Origin of the sequence: Pseudarthrobacter chlorophenolicus A6, assembly GCF_000022025.1 — a bacterium.
Lineage (GTDB): Bacteria > Actinomycetota > Actinomycetes > Actinomycetales > Micrococcaceae > Arthrobacter > Arthrobacter chlorophenolicus.
Map to the genome: position 1 here is coordinate 1,026,391 of NC_011886.1, position 15,351 is coordinate 1,041,741.

At 65.4% G+C, this 15,351-nt stretch carries 15 protein-coding genes; 11 read left to right on the top strand and 4 right to left on the bottom strand.

Annotated elements, in window-relative coordinates; translation table 11 throughout:
• The first annotated feature begins 3 nt into the window (after nt 1-3).
• Entirely contained in the window at nt 4-906 is a 903-nt protein-coding gene (sucD, locus tag ACHL_RS04715; protein ID WP_015936151.1) for a succinate--CoA ligase subunit alpha, read from the top strand.
• 161 nt (nt 907-1,067) lie between these two features.
• Here sucD and ACHL_RS04720 read toward each other — a convergent pair whose 3' ends face one another.
• Both ACHL_RS04720 and ACHL_RS04725 read right to left on the bottom strand, forming a co-directional pair.
• Complete coding sequence (locus ACHL_RS04720; protein ID WP_015936152.1) at nt 1,068-1,550, bottom strand: SRPBCC family protein; 483 nt, start codon at nt 1,548-1,550, stop codon at nt 1,068-1,070.
• Nucleotides 1,550-1,906, bottom strand: coding sequence for an ArsR/SmtB family transcription factor (locus tag ACHL_RS04725; protein ID WP_015936153.1), 357 nt, complete (start codon nt 1,904-1,906; stop codon nt 1,550-1,552). Before ACHL_RS04725 ends, ACHL_RS04720 begins: the two co-directional genes overlap by 1 nt.
• A gap of 148 nt (nt 1,907-2,054) precedes the next feature.
• Between ACHL_RS04725 and ACHL_RS04730 the strand changes: the two genes are divergently transcribed.
• The 9 genes from ACHL_RS04730 (at nt 2,055) to ACHL_RS04770 (ending at nt 12,505) form a co-directional block, all read left to right on the top strand.
• Nucleotides 2,055-2,459 (top strand): tautomerase family protein, encoded by a 405-nt coding sequence (locus ACHL_RS04730; protein WP_015936154.1) that lies wholly within the window; start codon nt 2,055-2,057, stop codon nt 2,457-2,459.
• 176 nt (nt 2,460-2,635) lie between these two features.
• Nucleotides 2,636-3,652: a 5-dehydro-2-deoxygluconokinase gene (gene iolC / locus ACHL_RS04735; RefSeq protein ID WP_015936155.1), complete on the top strand. Its 1,017-nt coding sequence runs from the start codon at nt 2,636-2,638 to the stop codon at nt 3,650-3,652.
• Nucleotides 3,649-4,584, top strand: a complete 936-nt coding sequence (locus tag ACHL_RS04740) for a Cgl0159 family (beta/alpha)8-fold protein (RefSeq protein WP_015936156.1) — start codon at nt 3,649-3,651, stop codon at nt 4,582-4,584. Before iolC ends, ACHL_RS04740 begins: the two co-directional genes overlap by 4 nt.
• A 6-nt stretch (nt 4,585-4,590) precedes the next feature.
• On the top strand, nt 4,591-6,573 hold the full coding sequence (gene iolD / locus ACHL_RS04745; RefSeq protein WP_015936157.1) for a 3D-(3,5/4)-trihydroxycyclohexane-1,2-dione acylhydrolase (decyclizing): 1,983 nt from the start codon (nt 4,591-4,593) through the stop codon (nt 6,571-6,573).
• Nucleotides 6,574-6,605: 32 nt separating this feature from the next.
• Complete coding sequence (locus ACHL_RS04750) at nt 6,606-8,120, top strand: CoA-acylating methylmalonate-semialdehyde dehydrogenase (RefSeq protein WP_015936158.1); 1,515 nt, start codon at nt 6,606-6,608, stop codon at nt 8,118-8,120.
• A 69-nt stretch (nt 8,121-8,189) separates the two neighbouring features.
• Nucleotides 8,190-9,101 (top strand): sugar phosphate isomerase/epimerase family protein, encoded by a 912-nt coding sequence (locus tag ACHL_RS04755; RefSeq protein WP_015936159.1) that lies wholly within the window; start codon nt 8,190-8,192, stop codon nt 9,099-9,101.
• A 33-nt stretch (nt 9,102-9,134) separates the two neighbouring features.
• Entirely contained in the window at nt 9,135-10,148 is a 1,014-nt protein-coding gene (locus tag ACHL_RS04760; RefSeq protein WP_015936160.1) for a Gfo/Idh/MocA family protein, read from the top strand.
• A gap of 42 nt (nt 10,149-10,190) precedes the next feature.
• Nucleotides 10,191-11,066, top strand: a complete 876-nt coding sequence (locus tag ACHL_RS04765) for a sugar phosphate isomerase/epimerase family protein (protein WP_015936161.1) — start codon at nt 10,191-10,193, stop codon at nt 11,064-11,066.
• On the top strand, nt 11,063-12,505 hold the full coding sequence (locus ACHL_RS04770; RefSeq protein ID WP_015936162.1) for a sugar porter family MFS transporter: 1,443 nt from the start codon (nt 11,063-11,065) through the stop codon (nt 12,503-12,505). The genes ACHL_RS04765 and ACHL_RS04770 overlap by 4 nt, the downstream gene beginning before the upstream one ends.
• Before the next feature lie 93 nt (nt 12,506-12,598).
• On the opposite strand, the gene ACHL_RS04775 is transcribed toward ACHL_RS04770, so the two are convergent.
• Nucleotides 12,599-13,048, bottom strand: a complete 450-nt coding sequence (locus ACHL_RS04775) for a MarR family winged helix-turn-helix transcriptional regulator (RefSeq protein WP_015936163.1) — start codon at nt 13,046-13,048, stop codon at nt 12,599-12,601.
• Nucleotides 13,049-13,214: 166 nt separating this feature from the next.
• Between ACHL_RS04775 and ACHL_RS04780 the strand changes: the two genes are divergently transcribed.
• On the top strand, nt 13,215-14,438 hold the full coding sequence (locus tag ACHL_RS04780; protein ID WP_015936164.1) for an MFS transporter: 1,224 nt from the start codon (nt 13,215-13,217) through the stop codon (nt 14,436-14,438).
• 204 nt (nt 14,439-14,642) lie between these two features.
• Here the strand turns inward: ACHL_RS04780 and ACHL_RS04785 are convergent, their stop codons facing one another.
• Nucleotides 14,643-15,092, bottom strand: coding sequence for a peptidase inhibitor family I36 protein (locus tag ACHL_RS04785; RefSeq protein ID WP_015936165.1), 450 nt, complete (start codon nt 15,090-15,092; stop codon nt 14,643-14,645).
• Nucleotides 15,093-15,351 lie beyond the last annotated feature (259 nt).

The following is a 15,351-nucleotide window of genomic DNA, read 5'->3' on the forward strand; positions in this document are numbered from 1 at the left end:
ACCATGTCTATCTACCTCAACAAGGACTCCAAGGTCATCGTCCAGGGCATCACCGGTGGCGAAGGTACCAAGCACACCGCCCTGATGCTTAAGGCCGGCACCAACATCGTCGGTGGCGTCAACGCCCGCAAGGCCGGCACCACTGTGCTGCACGGCGAGAAGGAAATCACCGTCTTCGGCACCGTCAAGGAAGCCATCGCTGAGACCGGCGCTGACGTCTCGATCGTCTTCGTGCCGCCGGCATTCACCAAGGCTGCCGTCGTTGAAGCCATCGAAGCAGGCATCGGCCTGGTCGTCGTCATCACCGAAGGCGTGCCGGTCCAGGACTCCGCCGAATTCTGGGCCCTGGCCCAGGCCACGGTTGACGCTGACGGCAACCAGGTCACCCGCATCATCGGACCGAACTGCCCCGGCATCATCACCCCCGGCGAAGCACTGGTGGGAATCACCCCCGCCAACATTACCGGCAAGGGCCCCATCGGCCTCGTCTCCAAGTCGGGCACCCTGACCTACCAGATGATGTACGAACTGCGCGACCTGGGCTTCTCCACCGCCATCGGCATCGGCGGCGACCCCATCATCGGCACCACCCACATCGACGCCCTGGCCGCGTTCGAGGCCGACCCCGAGACCAAGGCCATCGTCATGATCGGTGAAATCGGCGGTGACGCTGAAGAGCGCGCAGCTGACTTCATCAAGGCCAACGTCACCAAGCCGGTCGTCGGCTACGTTGCAGGCTTCACCGCTCCTGAAGGCAAGACCATGGGCCACGCAGGCGCCATCGTCTCCGGTTCTGCCGGAACCGCCCAGGCCAAGAAGGAAGCCCTCGAAGCCGCAGGCGTGAAGGTCGGCAAGACGCCGTCCGAGACCGCCAAGCTGCTGCGTGAGGTTTTCGCAGCCCTCTAGGCTGCACCAGCACCAAAAGCGGCACCGCCTGCTGTCCTCCGGGACGGCAGGCGGTGCCGCTTTTTGCGGTTAAGCCCTTTCTGCTGCGTACGACGGCGGGAGGGTACCCAGGGCGCGGAAAGCCGCCACCCGTCGTCGTACTTCTCCGGCCCGTACCGTCGCTAGACCTTGGCCCCGCTGAGCAACTCGTCCAGCCGCTCGTAGCCCTCGGTCATGCCGCCTTCCATGCCGGACTGCGCCATGCCGTCCCGTGCTTCGAGGCTGGGGTAGACGGAGTGGCCGCGGAGCCTGCACCGGCCGCCGCCGAGGTCCTCGAACGTCATGTACTCGAGGCTGACCACGTCCGGGTAGCCGCCGAACTCGAAGGTCTGCAGCGCGAACTCATTCTCGCGGACCGTGTGGAAGATGCCGCGGAACTCGTAGGGGACCCCCTCCGGCCCGGTGTGGATGTAGCGGTACGTCCCGCCGGTGCGGAAATCGTAGTGGTCCATTTCCATCTTCATGCCACGCGGGCCCAGCCACTGGATGATCAGGCCCGGTTCCTTGTGGGCGCGGAAGACGTCTGCCGCAGGAAAGTCGAACTCGCGCTCGTAGTCGATGAAGGGCAGGCCTTCGGGGACTGAAAGTTTCAGGGAGTTGCTCATCATTGTTCCTCTGCCTTGGCGCCGCGTTGCCCGGCGCTGGATTGAAGCACGGCATCGAGGCTGCGGAACTGCCCTTCGCGGACCAGCCGGTACTGGTCGATCCAGGCCGTGAGCGCCTCCAGCCGTGCAGGGTTCAGGTGGACGGGCCTGCGCTGGGCATCCCGTGTACGGGTGACCAATTGCGCCTGCTCGAGTACCTGGATGTGCTTTGAGACCGCCTGCTTGGAGATCTCGAATGGTTCCGCCAGTTCATTCACCGTGGCCGGGCCGCGGCTCAGCCGGGCGATGATGCTTCGCCGCACGGGGTCGGCCAGGGCCAGGAAGGCCGAGTCCAGCGCCGTGCTGTCGGAGATCATGTGCTACCCCTAGTCAACTATCTTGTTGATCAACCTTTCGGTTGATTAAGAATAGCTCCGCCGTTGGGCCGATTCAAGGGGGTGGGCCTTGTCTTCTATTTTCTTACTTTGTTAGTATGTCAGTACAAACTAACGGAGGAGATTCCTTATGCCACTGGTCCGCATCGACGTCAATGAAGGCCGCTCGCCGGAGGAGCTGCAGCGCCTGAGCCGCGGCATCCACGACGCCATCCTCGCCGAGTACGGCATCCCTGAGCGTGACTATTTCCACATCCTTACGGAGCACCCCGCGGGCCAGATTTTTGCCCAGGATGCCGGCCTCGGCTTCGAGCGGACCGGGGGTGTGGTGATGATCCAGATCTTCACGCAGGCCGGCCGTTCCCAAGAGGCCAAGCAGCAGCTCTTTGCGGCCGTTGCCGACAGGCTTGCGGGCCTGGGTGTGGCCGGCGAGGACGTGTTCATCGGCTATGTCGAAAACACGGCCGGCGACTGGTCCTTCGGCTACGGAAGGGCCCAGTACGTCACGGGTGAGCTGGCAGTACCCAAGAAGTAGCACACTTGAAAATTAGCGCGCTCTAAATTTGTTGTAAGTATGTCAGTACAAACCTTTGACAGGACATTCGATCTAGGGCAAAGTAGTCCCTGTGGCCCACGCCACGGCCTGCCAGTCCCGGAACGCCAGCCCTGTGAAGGACCACCGTTCCACACCAGAAAGGTCCACGATTCACCGTGACCCATGAGCTTCTTACGATCGGGCGCATCAGCGTTGATATCTACCCGAACGACATCGGGGTAGGGCTGGAGGACGTGAACTCCTTCGGCAAATACCTTGGCGGTTCACCGTCCAACGTTGCCGTTGCAGCCGCCCGGCATGGCCGCAGGACCGGCGTCATCACGCGCACCGGAGATGATGCGTTTGGCACCTACCTGCACCGCGAACTGCACAAGTTCAACGTCGATGACACCTTCGTGACACCCGTGCAGGACTGGCCCACTGCCGTCACGTTCTGTGCCATCAAGCCGGCGACGGACGAGTTCCCGCTGTATTTCTATGGGCGTTTTCCCACGGCGCCGGACCTGCAGATCAAGGCTGACGAGTTGGACCTGGATGCGATCCGTGAGGCGGGGATCTTCTGGTCCACGGTGACCGGCCTGTGCCAGGAGCCCAGCCGTTCCGCCCACCTTGCTGCGCACGAGGCCCGCCCCCGTACCGGCCTTGCGGAGGGGCAGTTCACTATCCTGGACCTGGATTACCGGCCGATGTTCTGGGCCTCCGAGGAAGAGGCCCGGGCCGAGGTTGCGAAAATCCTTCCGCACGTCACGGTCGCGATTGGCAACGACAAGGAATGCGCCGTTGCAGTGGGGGAGGGGACCCCGGATGAGCAGGCGGACCGCCTGCTGGCCGCCGGCGTCGAGATCGCCGTCGTCAAACTCGGCGCCGAGGGTGTCATGGCCAAGACCCGCACCGAACGCGTGGTCTCCGCTCCCGTTCCGGTGGAAACGCTGAACGGCCTGGGTGCCGGGGATTCGTTCGGTGGCGCTTTCTGTCACGGCCTGCTCTCGGGCTGGCCGCTGGAGCAGGTCCTGGACTACGCCAACGCGGCGGGCGCGATTGTCGCCTCCCGCCTGTCCTGCGCTGATGCGATGCCGACGCCGGAGGAAGTCACCTCGCTGCTGGCCGAACGCGGACGAGTTGTCCCGGGCGCGGTTCCCGGTGTTTCCATTCCTGAAGGAGCTTCCCTGTGACCCTCACGCCCCTTGCCTCCAACAGCGCGGTGGACGATGATCCCCGCCGATATGAGCACCTGAGCACCATCCGGCTCGAAGACCCCGAAGCGGTGGCCCGCGCAGCAAAGGCCCGCAGGCGCCATCCGGGCCTGAAGGCCGGCCGGCAGAACTTCATCGTCGCCGCCGACCACCCGGCCCGGGGCGCCCTCGCGGTCGGTGCGGATCCCGTGGCGATGGCAGACCGGCGGCAATTGCTGGACCGCCTGCAGATCGCCCTGGCCAACCCGGCCGTGGACGGCATCCTGGCCTCGCCGGACATCATGGATGACCTGCTCCTGCTGGGCGCCCTGGAGGGCAAGCTGGTGTTCGGTTCGATGAACCGCGGCGGCCTGGCCGGCCTGGTCAACGAATTCGATGATCGGTTCACCGGCCACACCGCCGAGGCACTTCAGGCCTTCGGCGCTGATGGCGGGAAGATGCTGACCCGCATTTGCCTGGGCGACCCGGATACTGTGGCCACCCTGGAAGCGACGGCGAAGGCCATTGATTCGCTGGCCGAACGCAAGCTGATCGCCATGGTGGAGCCGTTCCTGTCCGTCCGCGAAAACGGCCGGGTCCGCAATGACCTGTCCACCAACGCGGTGATCAAGTCCATCGGCATCGCCGAGGGCCTGGGCTCCACCAGCGCCTACACCTGGATGAAGCTCCCGGTGGTGGCGGAGATGGAACGCGTGATGGCTGCGACCACCATGCCCACCGTCCTGCTCGGGGGCGATCCCACGGGGACCCAGGATGAGGTGTTCGCCACCTGGGGCGCCGCACTGTCCCTGCCGGGCGTGCAGGGTCTGACCGTGGGCCGCACCCTGCTCTACCCGAAGGACGGGGACGTCGCCGGCGCCGTCGCCACCGCAGCCTCGCTCCTGCACCACACCACAGAAATTCCGGAGTAAACCGCCATGGGCACAACTACGCGCAGGATGACGGTGGCGCAGGCCGTCGTCGAATACCTTTCCAAGCAGTACACCGTGGACACGGTCAACGGAGTCGAGTACCGTGAACGGCTCATCCCGGGCACGTTCGGGATCTTCGGTCACGGCAACGTGGCCGGTGTGGGCCAGGCGCTGAAGCAGTACCAGCAGCTGGATCCGGCGATCATGCCGTACTACCAGGGCAGGAACGAACAGGCCCAGGTCCACCAGGCCGTCGGCTACGCCCGGCACACCCGCCGCCGCCAGACCTACGCCATCAGCACCTCCATCGGCCCGGGGTCCTCGAACCTGCTCACCGGTGCCGCCTTGGCCACCACCAACCGTCTGCCCGTGCTGCTGCTCCCGTCCGACACGTTCGCCACCCGCGCCGCTGATCCGGTGCTGCAGCAGCTGGAGCAGCCGCACGCCTACGACATCACCGTCAACGATGCGTTCCGGCCGCTGTCCAAGTTCTTCGACCGGGTGAACCGGCCGGAGCAGCTGTTCTCGGCGTTCCACCACGGCCTGCGCGTCCTCACCGACCCCGCCGAGACCGGCGCGGTGACCATTTCGCTGCCGCAGGACGTCCAGGCCGAAGCCTTCGACGTGCCCGAGGAGTTCCTGGCCGAGCGGGAATGGCGGATCCGCCGCCCCGACGCCGACGATGAGGATATCGCCCGCGCGGTCGAAGCCATCCGGGCCGCAAAGCGTCCGATGATCATTGCCGGAGGCGGTGTCCTGTACGCCTACGCCAACGACGAACTGGCGAAGTTCGCCGAGCTCACCGGCATCCCGGTGGGCAACACCCAGGCCGGCGTCGGCGTCCTGCCCTGGGACCACAAGCAGTCCCTGGGCGCGATCGGTTCCACGGGCACGACGGCGGCGAACGCCATCGCAGCCGGGGCTGACCTGATCATCGGTATCGGCACCCGCTACGAGGACTTCACCACCGCGTCCCGCACCGCGTTCCAGAACCCGGACGTGCGCTTCGTGAACATCAACGTCGCCCCGATCGACGCCTACAAGCACGGCACCACGCTGCCCATCGTCGCCGACGCCCGCAAGGCCCTGGTCAAGCTCAACGCAGCACTCGGCGGCTACCGGATCGGCGCCGACCTTGAACAGCAGGTCACCGCGGAGAAGAAGCGCTGGGACGCCACCGTGGACGAAGCATTCGCCCAGGACTACGCGCCGCTGGTGAGCCAGAACGCCATCATCGGCGCCACCAACAAGGCCATGGACGCCCGCGACGTCGTTATCTGCGCTGCAGGCTCGCTGCCCGGTGACCTGCATAAGATGTGGCGCGTCCGTGACCCTTTCGGTTACCACGTCGAATACGCGTATTCCTGCATGGGCTACGAGATCCCCGGCGGCCTCGGCGTTAAACGCGCAGCGATCGCCGAAGCGGCAAGCACGACGGCGGCCGGCGGCACTGGCGGGACCGGCGCCGCTGAGGTGCGGGACGTCGTCGTGATGGTGGGGGACGGCTCCTACCTGATGATGCACACCGAACTGGTCACCGCCGTCGCCGAACGCATCAAACTGATCGTGGTCCTGATCCAGAACCACGGCTACGCCTCCATCGGTTCCCTCTCCGAGTCCCTCGGTTCGCAGCGGTTCGGCACCCAATACCGGGCCCTGAACGAAGAACAGCACAGCTTCGACGCCGGTGAAACCCTGCCCGTGGACCTGGCCCTCAACGCCGAATCCCTCGGCGTGAAAGTGGTCCGGATCGAACCCGGCGAGAAGGTCATCGCCGAACTCGAACAGGCCATCCGCGACGCCAAGGCCGCCCCGGAAGGAACCGGACCCATCCTGATCCACGTCGAGTCCGACCCCCTGCTGGACGCCCCGTCTTCCGAGTCCTGGTGGGACGTGCCCGTCTCCCAGGTCTCCGAACTGGAATCGACCAAGCAGGCCTTCCAGACCTACACCGACCACAAGAACCGCCAGCGCAAACTGCTCGGCTAAGCACACTTTTTCACTACTCAAGGAAGAGTCCCATGACTGCCACCACCACCGAAACCACCGTGATCAACCACTTCATCAACGGCGCCGAGACCGCCGGTGAAGGGGAGCGCACCACCCCGGTCTATAACCCGGCCACCGGGCAGGTCTCCGGCGAGCTGCGCCTGGCCAACCGCGCCGATCTCGACGCGACCGTCGCCGCCGCCCGCGCCGCCGCGGATTCCTGGGGTGATATCTCCCTGGCCAAGCGCACCGCGGTGCTGTTCAAGTTCCGTGAACTCGTCGCCGCGCACGTGGACGACCTCGCAGCCCTCATTACCGCCGAGCACGGCAAGGTCCTCTCCGACGCCAAGGGCGAGATCGGCCGCGGCCTCGAAGTCATCGAATACGCCTGCGGGATCCCCACCCTGCTCAAGGGCGACTACTCGGACCAGGTCTCCACCGGCATCGACGTCTTCTCCTTCCGCGAACCCCTCGGCGTGGTCGCCGGGATCACCCCGTTCAACTTCCCCGTCATGGTCCCGCTCTGGATGGCGCCGATGGCGATCGCCACCGGCAACGCGTTCATCCTCAAGCCCTCCGAGCGCGACCCCTCCGCGTCCCTGCTGCTGGCCAAGCTCTGGAAGGACGCCGGCCTGCCGGACGGCGTGTTCCAGGTCCTGCACGGCGACAAGGAAACCGTCGACGGGCTCCTGACCCACCCGGACGTGGACGGCATCAGTTTTGTTGGGTCCACCCCGATCGCCCAGTACGTCCACGAGACCGCCACCAAGCACGGCAAGCGCGTCCAGGCCCTGGGCGGGGCGAAGAACCACGCGATCATCCTGCCTGACGCCGACCTGGACAACGCCGCTGACCACCTCGCGGCCGCCGCGTTCGGCTCCGCCGGGGAACGCTGCATGGCCATCTCCGTTGCTGTCGCCGTCGGAGACGCCGCCGACGCCCTGGTCGCCAAGGTCCAGGAACGCGCCGAAGCCGTGAAGGTCAACAACGGCACCGAACCCGACGCCGAAATGGGCCCGGTCATCACCCCCGCCTCCAAGGAACGCATCCTGAAGATCGTCACCGAAGCCGAAACCGCCGGCGCCGCGATGGTGGTGGACGGCCGCGACCTCGTGGTCCCCGGCCACGAAGACGGCTTCTGGGTGGGCCCCACCGTCCTGGACCACGTCAAAACCGGGATGACCGCCTACCAGGAGGAAATCTTCGGACCCGTCCTCGTCGTCGTCCGCGTCGACACCCTCGAAGACGGCATCAAGCTCATCAACGCCAACCCCTACGGCAACGGCACCGCCATCTTCACCTCCTCCGGCGCCGCCGCCCGCAAGTTCCAGCGTTCCGTCACGGTCGGCATGATCGGCATCAACGTGCCCCTGCCCGTCCCGGTGGCCTACCACTCCTTCGGCGGCTGGAAGGCCTCCCTCTTCGGTGACAAGCACATCTACGGCCCCGAAGGCGTTTCCTTCTACACCCGCGGCAAAGTCATCACCTCCCGCTGGCCCGAAACCCACCACGCCTCCGGCGCCTCCTACAACTTCCCCTCCAACTAACCCCATCAGGTTTCGGCAGGCTCAACCACCGGTGGTTGAGCCCGTCGAAACCTCCCAAAGGAACAGATAATGACTGAGAACAAGCTGATCATCGGCACCGCTCCTGATTCCTGGGGCGTCTGGTTCGCGGATGACCCCCAGCAGACCCCCTGGGAGCGCTTCCTCGACGAGGTAGCCGAATCCGGCTACAAGTGGATCGAACTGGGCCCCTACGGCTATCTGCCCAACGATCCCGCCCGGCTGGCGGAGGAGCTGAAGCAGCGCGACCTCAAGGTCACCGCCGGCACCGTGTTCACCGCTTTCCACCGCGGCCTGGACCAGTGGGAAACGGCCTGGGAGCCGGCCCGCAAGGTGGCCGAACTGACCGCAGCAATGGGCGGCGAACATATCGTGGTCATCCCGGCCATGTGGCGCGATGACGTCACCGGCGAGGCAGTGGAAAGCGGCACGCTGAGCGAGAAGGCCTGGAGTGACCTGTTCGACGGCCACAACCGGCTGGGCAAGACCCTGCTGGAGGACTTTGGCCTCAAGCAGCAGTTCCACTCGCACGCAGATTCGCACGTGGGTGCGCAGGCGGACATCGAAACCCTCCTCGGTGCTACCGACCCGCAGTACCTGAACCTCTGCCTGGACACCGGGCATGCTGAATACTGCGGTGCTTCCAGCCTGGAGCTGATCAAGAACTACCCGGACCGGATCGGCTACCTGCACCTGAAGCAGATCAACCCGGACATCCTCAAGAAGGTCAACGAGGAAAACATGACCTGGGCCGCGGCAAACCTGGCCGGCGTCATGACCGAACCGCCCAACGGGCTGCCGGACCTCCGCGCCGTGATCGAAGCCGTGGAAGCGCTCAACCGGCCGATCTTCGGCATCGTGGAGCAGGACATGTACCCGGTAGCCTTCGACGTGCCCATGCCTATCGCCAAGCGCACCCGCAACTACCTGCTGTCCTGCGGTTCCCGCACCGCCGTCAGCTAATTCCTTCCCGCCAAGAACCAAAAGGACAGAACAATGACTGAAACCCTCCGCGTCGCCGTCATCGGTGCCGGACGCATGGGCGCCGACCACATCCAGCGCCTCCACCAGCGGATCCACGGCGCCGAGGTGGCCGCCGTCGTCGACGTCGACCTTGCCCGCGCGCAGGCCGCCATCGAAGGCATCCCCGGTGCCGTGGCCCTCGCCGACGCCGAGGAAGCGCTCAACAACGGCGACGTCAACGCCGTCCTGATCGCAACCCCCGGCTTCCTCCACGAGGACATCCTGCTCAAGGCCATCGCCAAGGACATCCCCATCCTCTGCGAAAAGCCGCTGACCCCGGACGCAGAGTCCTCGCTGAAGATCGTCGAAGCTGAGGTGGCGCTGGGCCGCAAGCGCATCCAGGTGGGCTTCATGCGCCGCTTCGACGCCGAATACGCCGCCCTGGGCTCCATCATCCGTAACCAGGAACTGGGCGAACTGCTGATGCTGCACCACCAGCACCGCAACCCCACCACCCCGGCAGGTTTCACCAACGAGATGCTGATCAACGACTCTGTGGTCCACGAGTTCGATGCCATCCGGTTCTTCACCGGCGAGGAAATTACCTCCGTCCAGGTCCGCCTCGGCAAGGTCACGAAGAACGCCCCTGCCGGCCAGCACGACCCCCAGCACGTCCTGATCGAAACCGAGTCCGGCGTCCTGGCCGACGTCGAAATCTACGTCAACGCCAAGTTCGGCTACGAAGTGGCCACGCAGGCCTCCTTCGAGGACGGCATCGTCAGCATCGGCGGCGACAAGGGCCCCTACACCCGCAGTGCCGGCCGCTGGGGAGGCAACGTCACGCCCGGGTTCGAGGAGCGCTTCGGCGCGGCGTACGACGTCGAAATCCAGTCATGGGTTGACGCTGCGCTCAGGGGCGAAATCGGCGGCCCCTCCGCCTGGGACGGCTACGCCACCGCAGCCTGCTGCGAAGCCGGCGTCGAAGCGCAGAAGAACGGCGAGAAGGTGGCCGTCAAGCTGGCAGCCAAGCCGGACCTCTACAGCTAGTTCCACCTTTCCGGCCTTCCTGATCCACAATGGAGTGTTTACGTGAAAATCGCACTTGACCCCACCCCGTACCACCACTCGCACAGTCTCCTGGAGTTCCCGCGGGTGGTGGCGGACCTTGGCTACAAGTACATGCAGATGACCCCGCACGCGGACTTCATCCCGTTTTACAACCATCCCAAAGCGGACGACGAACTGGTGGGGCAGCTGAAGAAGGCCTGCACGGATGCGGGCATCGAAATTGCCTCCATCCTGCCGGTGCTGCGCTGGTCCGGCCCGGATGAGGACGCCCGCGAGGCCGCGGTCCGCTACTGGAAGCGGGCCATCCAGATCGCCGTGGACCTGGGCGTCAGCACCATGAACACCGAGTTCAGCGGCCGGCCGGAAAAGGCCGAGGAATCCGAGCGGGCGTTCTACCGGTCCATGGAGGAACTGCTGCCCATCATCGAGCGCGAAGGCATCGACCTGCTGATCGATCCGCACCCGGATGATTTCGTGGAGGAAGGCCTCGCCGCTATCCGCGTGATCCGGGGCGTGAACTCCAAGAACGTCGGCATGGTCTACGTGGCCTCGCACAGCTTCCACATGAAGGACTCCCCGCTGGACATCATGCGCGCCGCCGGGGACAAACTGCGCCTGGTCCACGTGTCCGACTCCATGGACCACCACGCCTCCCACGGCCTGCGCTACATCACCAACCCGCCGGGCAACCCGGTCCGCGTCCACCAGCACCTGAAGGTGGGCGACGGCGATGTGAACTGGGACGAGTTCTTCGGCGGCCTGAAGGAGATCGGCTTCCTGGACCGCGAGGACACCGTGATGGTTTCCAGCGTCTTCGCCGAGGACGAGAACGCCGACGAGGTGTCCCGGTACCAGCTGGAGACGATCAACCAGTACGTCCAAAAGGTCAGCCTATGAGGTCCCCTGCTCCCGCCCCTGCGGCAAAGGCGGCGCGGCCCGGCAACCACAAGAAGGCGCTGCGGACCGTCACCATCATCTCCACGTTCGGCGGCCTGCTGTTCGGCTACGACACGGGCGTGATCAACGGTGCGCTGCCGTACATGCAGGAGGACCTCGGCCTGACGCCGCTCACCGAAGGCCTGGTGACGTCGTCGCTGCTGTTCGGTGCCGCGTTCGGTGCCCTGTTCGGCGGCCGGCTCGCAGACCGCAACGGGCGCCGGAAGATGATCATGGTCCTGGCGGTCATCTTCCTCATCGGCACGCTTGCCTGTACCTTCTCGCCGAGCACCGAGGTGATGATCGCCGCCAGGTTCATTCTGGGCCTGGCCGTGGGCGGCGCCTCCGTCACGGTTCCGGTTTACCTGGCCGAAGTGTCCCCGAGCGACCGCCGCGGGCGGATCGTCACGCAGAACGAGCTGATGATCGTCACCGGCCAACTGCTGGCCTTCATCTTCAACGCCTACCTCGGCAACACCTTCGGCGAGTCCGGCGGCATCTGGCGCTGGATGCTGGTGATCGCCACCCTCCCCGCCATTGCGCTGTGGATCGGGATGAACTTCATGCCCGAGAGCCCGCGCTGGCTCGCTTCGATGGGCAGCTTCGGCGAAACCCTCAGCGTGCTCCAACGCATTAGGTCCCAGGAGGAGGCGCGGAGGGAGTTCGAGGAAGTCAAGGCCATGGCCGTGGAGGACTACAAGTCCAAGATGGGCACCTGGAAGGACCTCGGCATCCCGTGGCTCCGCCGGATCTTCTTTGTGGGCCTGGGCCTGGCGGTGATCCAGCAGATCACAGGCGTGAACTCGATCATGTACTACGGGACGCAGATCCTGTCCGAGTCCGGCTTTGGCCGCGAAGCCGCCCTGACCGCCAACATCGCCAACGGCGTCATCTCGGTCCTGGCCACCTTCGTAGGCATCTGGCTGCTCGGCAAGGTGGGGCGCCGCAGGATGCTGATCACCGGGCAGGCAGGCACGACGACGGCGCTGCTGCTTATCGGGATCTTCTCACTGATACTGCCGGAAGGGTCCGTCCGGGGTTTCGTCATCCTGGCGCTTACCGTGACGTTCCTGGCCTTCCAGCAGGGCGCCATCTCCCCGGTCACCTGGCTGATGCTGTCCGAAATCTTCCCGCTGAAGATCCGCGGCCTGGGCATGGGCGCGTCCGCGTTCCTGCTGTGGATCGTGAACTTCCTGGTGGGCTTTGGGTTCCCCCAGTTCCTGGCGGCCATTGGGCTGTCCAACACGTTCTTTGTTTTCGCCGTCCTTGGTGTGGGCGCCATCGCCTTCGCCGCGAAGTACGTTCCGGAAACCAAGGACAAGAGCCTCGAGGACCTGGAGCACTACTTCAAGAACGTTGCCGGGCAGAAGTCCGGCGCAGCCGCCGGCAAGGCGATTTAGCCGGCCCGCAATACGGTTCCCCCAGAAAAGGCGATGCCCCTCCGTTCATCTTCGGAGGGGCATCTTCTGTTGGTGGCGGAAGGTGGGCCGTACTTACGCCGGAACGTGCAGCGTGGGCAGCGCGCCCACCAGGGGTGCAAGTTCCGGCAGCGCCTGGGCCTGTTCAAGCGCCCTTTCCAGCGTGGCGTCGTGGACCGGGCGGGCTTCGGCCAGCAGCGTGCTTCCGCTGGGGGTGAGCTCGGTGTAAATGCCCCTCCGGTCGTCATCGCAGAGGATCCGGGTCAGCAGGCCCCGGTCCTCAAGCCGGTTAACCAGGCGGGTGGTGGCGCTGGGACTCAGGGCTGTGGCCCGGGCCAGCTGCTGCATGCGCATATGCCAGCCGTCCTGCCGGTTCAGTGCGTCCAGGACGGTGTACTCCACCACGGACAGTTGGGACTCAGCCTGCAGGGACCGTTCCAGCTCACCCTCGATCAGGCCGTGCAAGGCTGCCAGGGTGCGCCAGCCCTGCGCGCGGACCTCGACGGCGTCGTCCTTGATGCCCATGGTTGCTCCTTCCGGGAAGCCGGCGACAAAGGATCGGCGGCGGTGCACACAAGTAGTTGCTTGCGCGGTATATTTGCATGTGCAACAATAAATACCGCGCCTGCAACTATTTTAGGCGCTATTCCCGCAGGGAACAACCAACCACAAAGCTCAAAGGAGCATTGACATGCCTGTTGGCCTGATTGCCCTCGCCCTTGGAGGGTTTGGCATTGGACTCACCGAATTCGTGATCGCGGGCCTCCTGCCCGACGTTGCCGCAGACTTCGGGGTGAGCGAGGCGTCCGCCGGATGGTTCATTTCGGGCTACGCGCTCGCCGTGGTGGTGGGCGCCCTGGGGTTGACGGCTGCCGTCACCCGGCTGGAGCGCAAGCCCGTACTGGCCGGCCTGCTGGTGCTCTTCATCGCCGGGAACCTGCTGTCCGCAACGGCTGCGGACTACTGGCCCATGATGCTGGGCCGGGTCATCGCCGCACTCGCGCATGGTGCCTTCTTCGGCATCGGCGCTGTGGTGGCCGCCGGCATGGTGCCGCCCAGCAAGAAGGCCGGTGCCATCGCGCTGATGTTCACCGGGCTCACTGCCGCCAACGTCCTGGGTGTACCCTTCGGCACCCTGCTGGGCCAGGCCGCTGGCTGGCGGGCCACGTTCTGGGCCATCACCGTGATCGGCGTGGCGGCGCTCGCCGGCATTCTTGCCCTGGTGCCGCGGCAGGCCGGCGCAGCAGAAGCCGGCGGCAGCCTGCGTTCAGAGCTCGGTGCGTTCCGCTCCGGCCAGGTGTGGCTTTCCATTGTGGTGACGGTGCTGGGCTTCGGTGGCATGTTCGGGGCGTTCACCTACATCGCCTACACCCTCACCGAAGTGTCAGGCTTCGCTGCCTCAACGGTGCCGTGGCTCCTGATCGTGTTCGGCGTGGGGCTGTTCGCCGGCAACACCCTCGGCGGCAAGGCGGCGGACCGGAACCTGGACCGTACCCTGCTGGTGGTGCTCGCCGTCCTGGCTGTTGTCCTGGTGGCGTTCGCCCTGGTGGCAGCCAACCCGGTCCTGACGGTCATCTCCCTGGTCCTGATGGGCGGCTTCGGCTTCGCCACCGTTCCCGGGCTGCAGATGCGCGTGATGAAGTACGCTCCGGGCGCGCCCACCCTGGCCTCCGGCGCCAATATCGGTGCCTTCAATGTGGGGAACGCCCTCGGTGCCTGGCTGGGCGGCGTCACCATCACGGCAGGCTTCGGCTACACCTCGCCCATCTGGGCCGGAGCAGTCATCACCGTGGCGGGCGTGGCCGTCATGGCCTTCGCTGCGGCCGCTGCGAAGCGGAGCGAAACCCGAGTCGATGCACCGGCCGAAGCCCCGGACGAGGCGGCGGCTGAGGCCGCAGGTGTGGTCCGCGTCTGAACCATCCGCCAGGCGCCGAGTAGTGATCGGCCGGGCCGTGGCCGTTACTTTGACACGAAGGTGAACGGCCGGCACCCGTAGTGATGTGGGGTGCCGGCCTTTCACGTGTTGCTATGGCGAACTTACGTGAAGTCGCTGGCCGTCGTGCTGCTTTTTGGTGTGCTGCCCGGCGGCAGCGTAGTTGCCCGGGCTGGCAGTGTGGGGCTAGGCCCAGGACTGGTCGCGGTCGAGGCATGCCCCGCCGTTGTAGGCCACGTGGATTGAGCTGATCCTGTTTTTCATCGCGCCCAGGTTGAGGCGTTCTCCCGGTTGGATGTACCAGGCGTAGCCTTCGCAGCCGGGGTTGTCGTAGATCGTGATGTACGCGAAGGTGTTGTTGATCAGGGATGCTGCGTTGTTGTTGACCTGTACGCCCCATCCGTTCCGTCCGACGGGGCCGTCTGTGAACAGTTCGTTGCCCATGGTGGCGTCGCTGTTGGCGTAGTCGGCGCGTGCTCCCTGGAAGTCGGAGTTGAAGTAGAAGCACACCCGTGATGTCGGGCATGCGGTGCCTGTTCCTGACGCGTTGGCAGCGGGCGCGCCTGCCAATACCGCGCTGGCGCTCAAAGCGAAGACGGCGGCGGCAGTAGCTGTTTTGTTGAGTGCGAGTTTCATGGTGCTCCCCAGTCATTTTTCACGGATCTATTGTCCGGGCGTCCACGACAGATGCCGTACCTATTTTGTGCCTTTCCGGGTCGGATGGCCATGGGGACAGCTGCCCTACGGGTGGATGGCTGGTTTCGGAGCTGGGCTGGTGGTGTCGCTTGGGTCAGGCGGGCCTACGGAAGTTGGTGGTGACTACCGCCGCCCTGCAGCTTGTGGTCGTCGCAGCTTTGTACCGGCCCGGAAAAAATCCTGAACCCTCTGGCTTGTC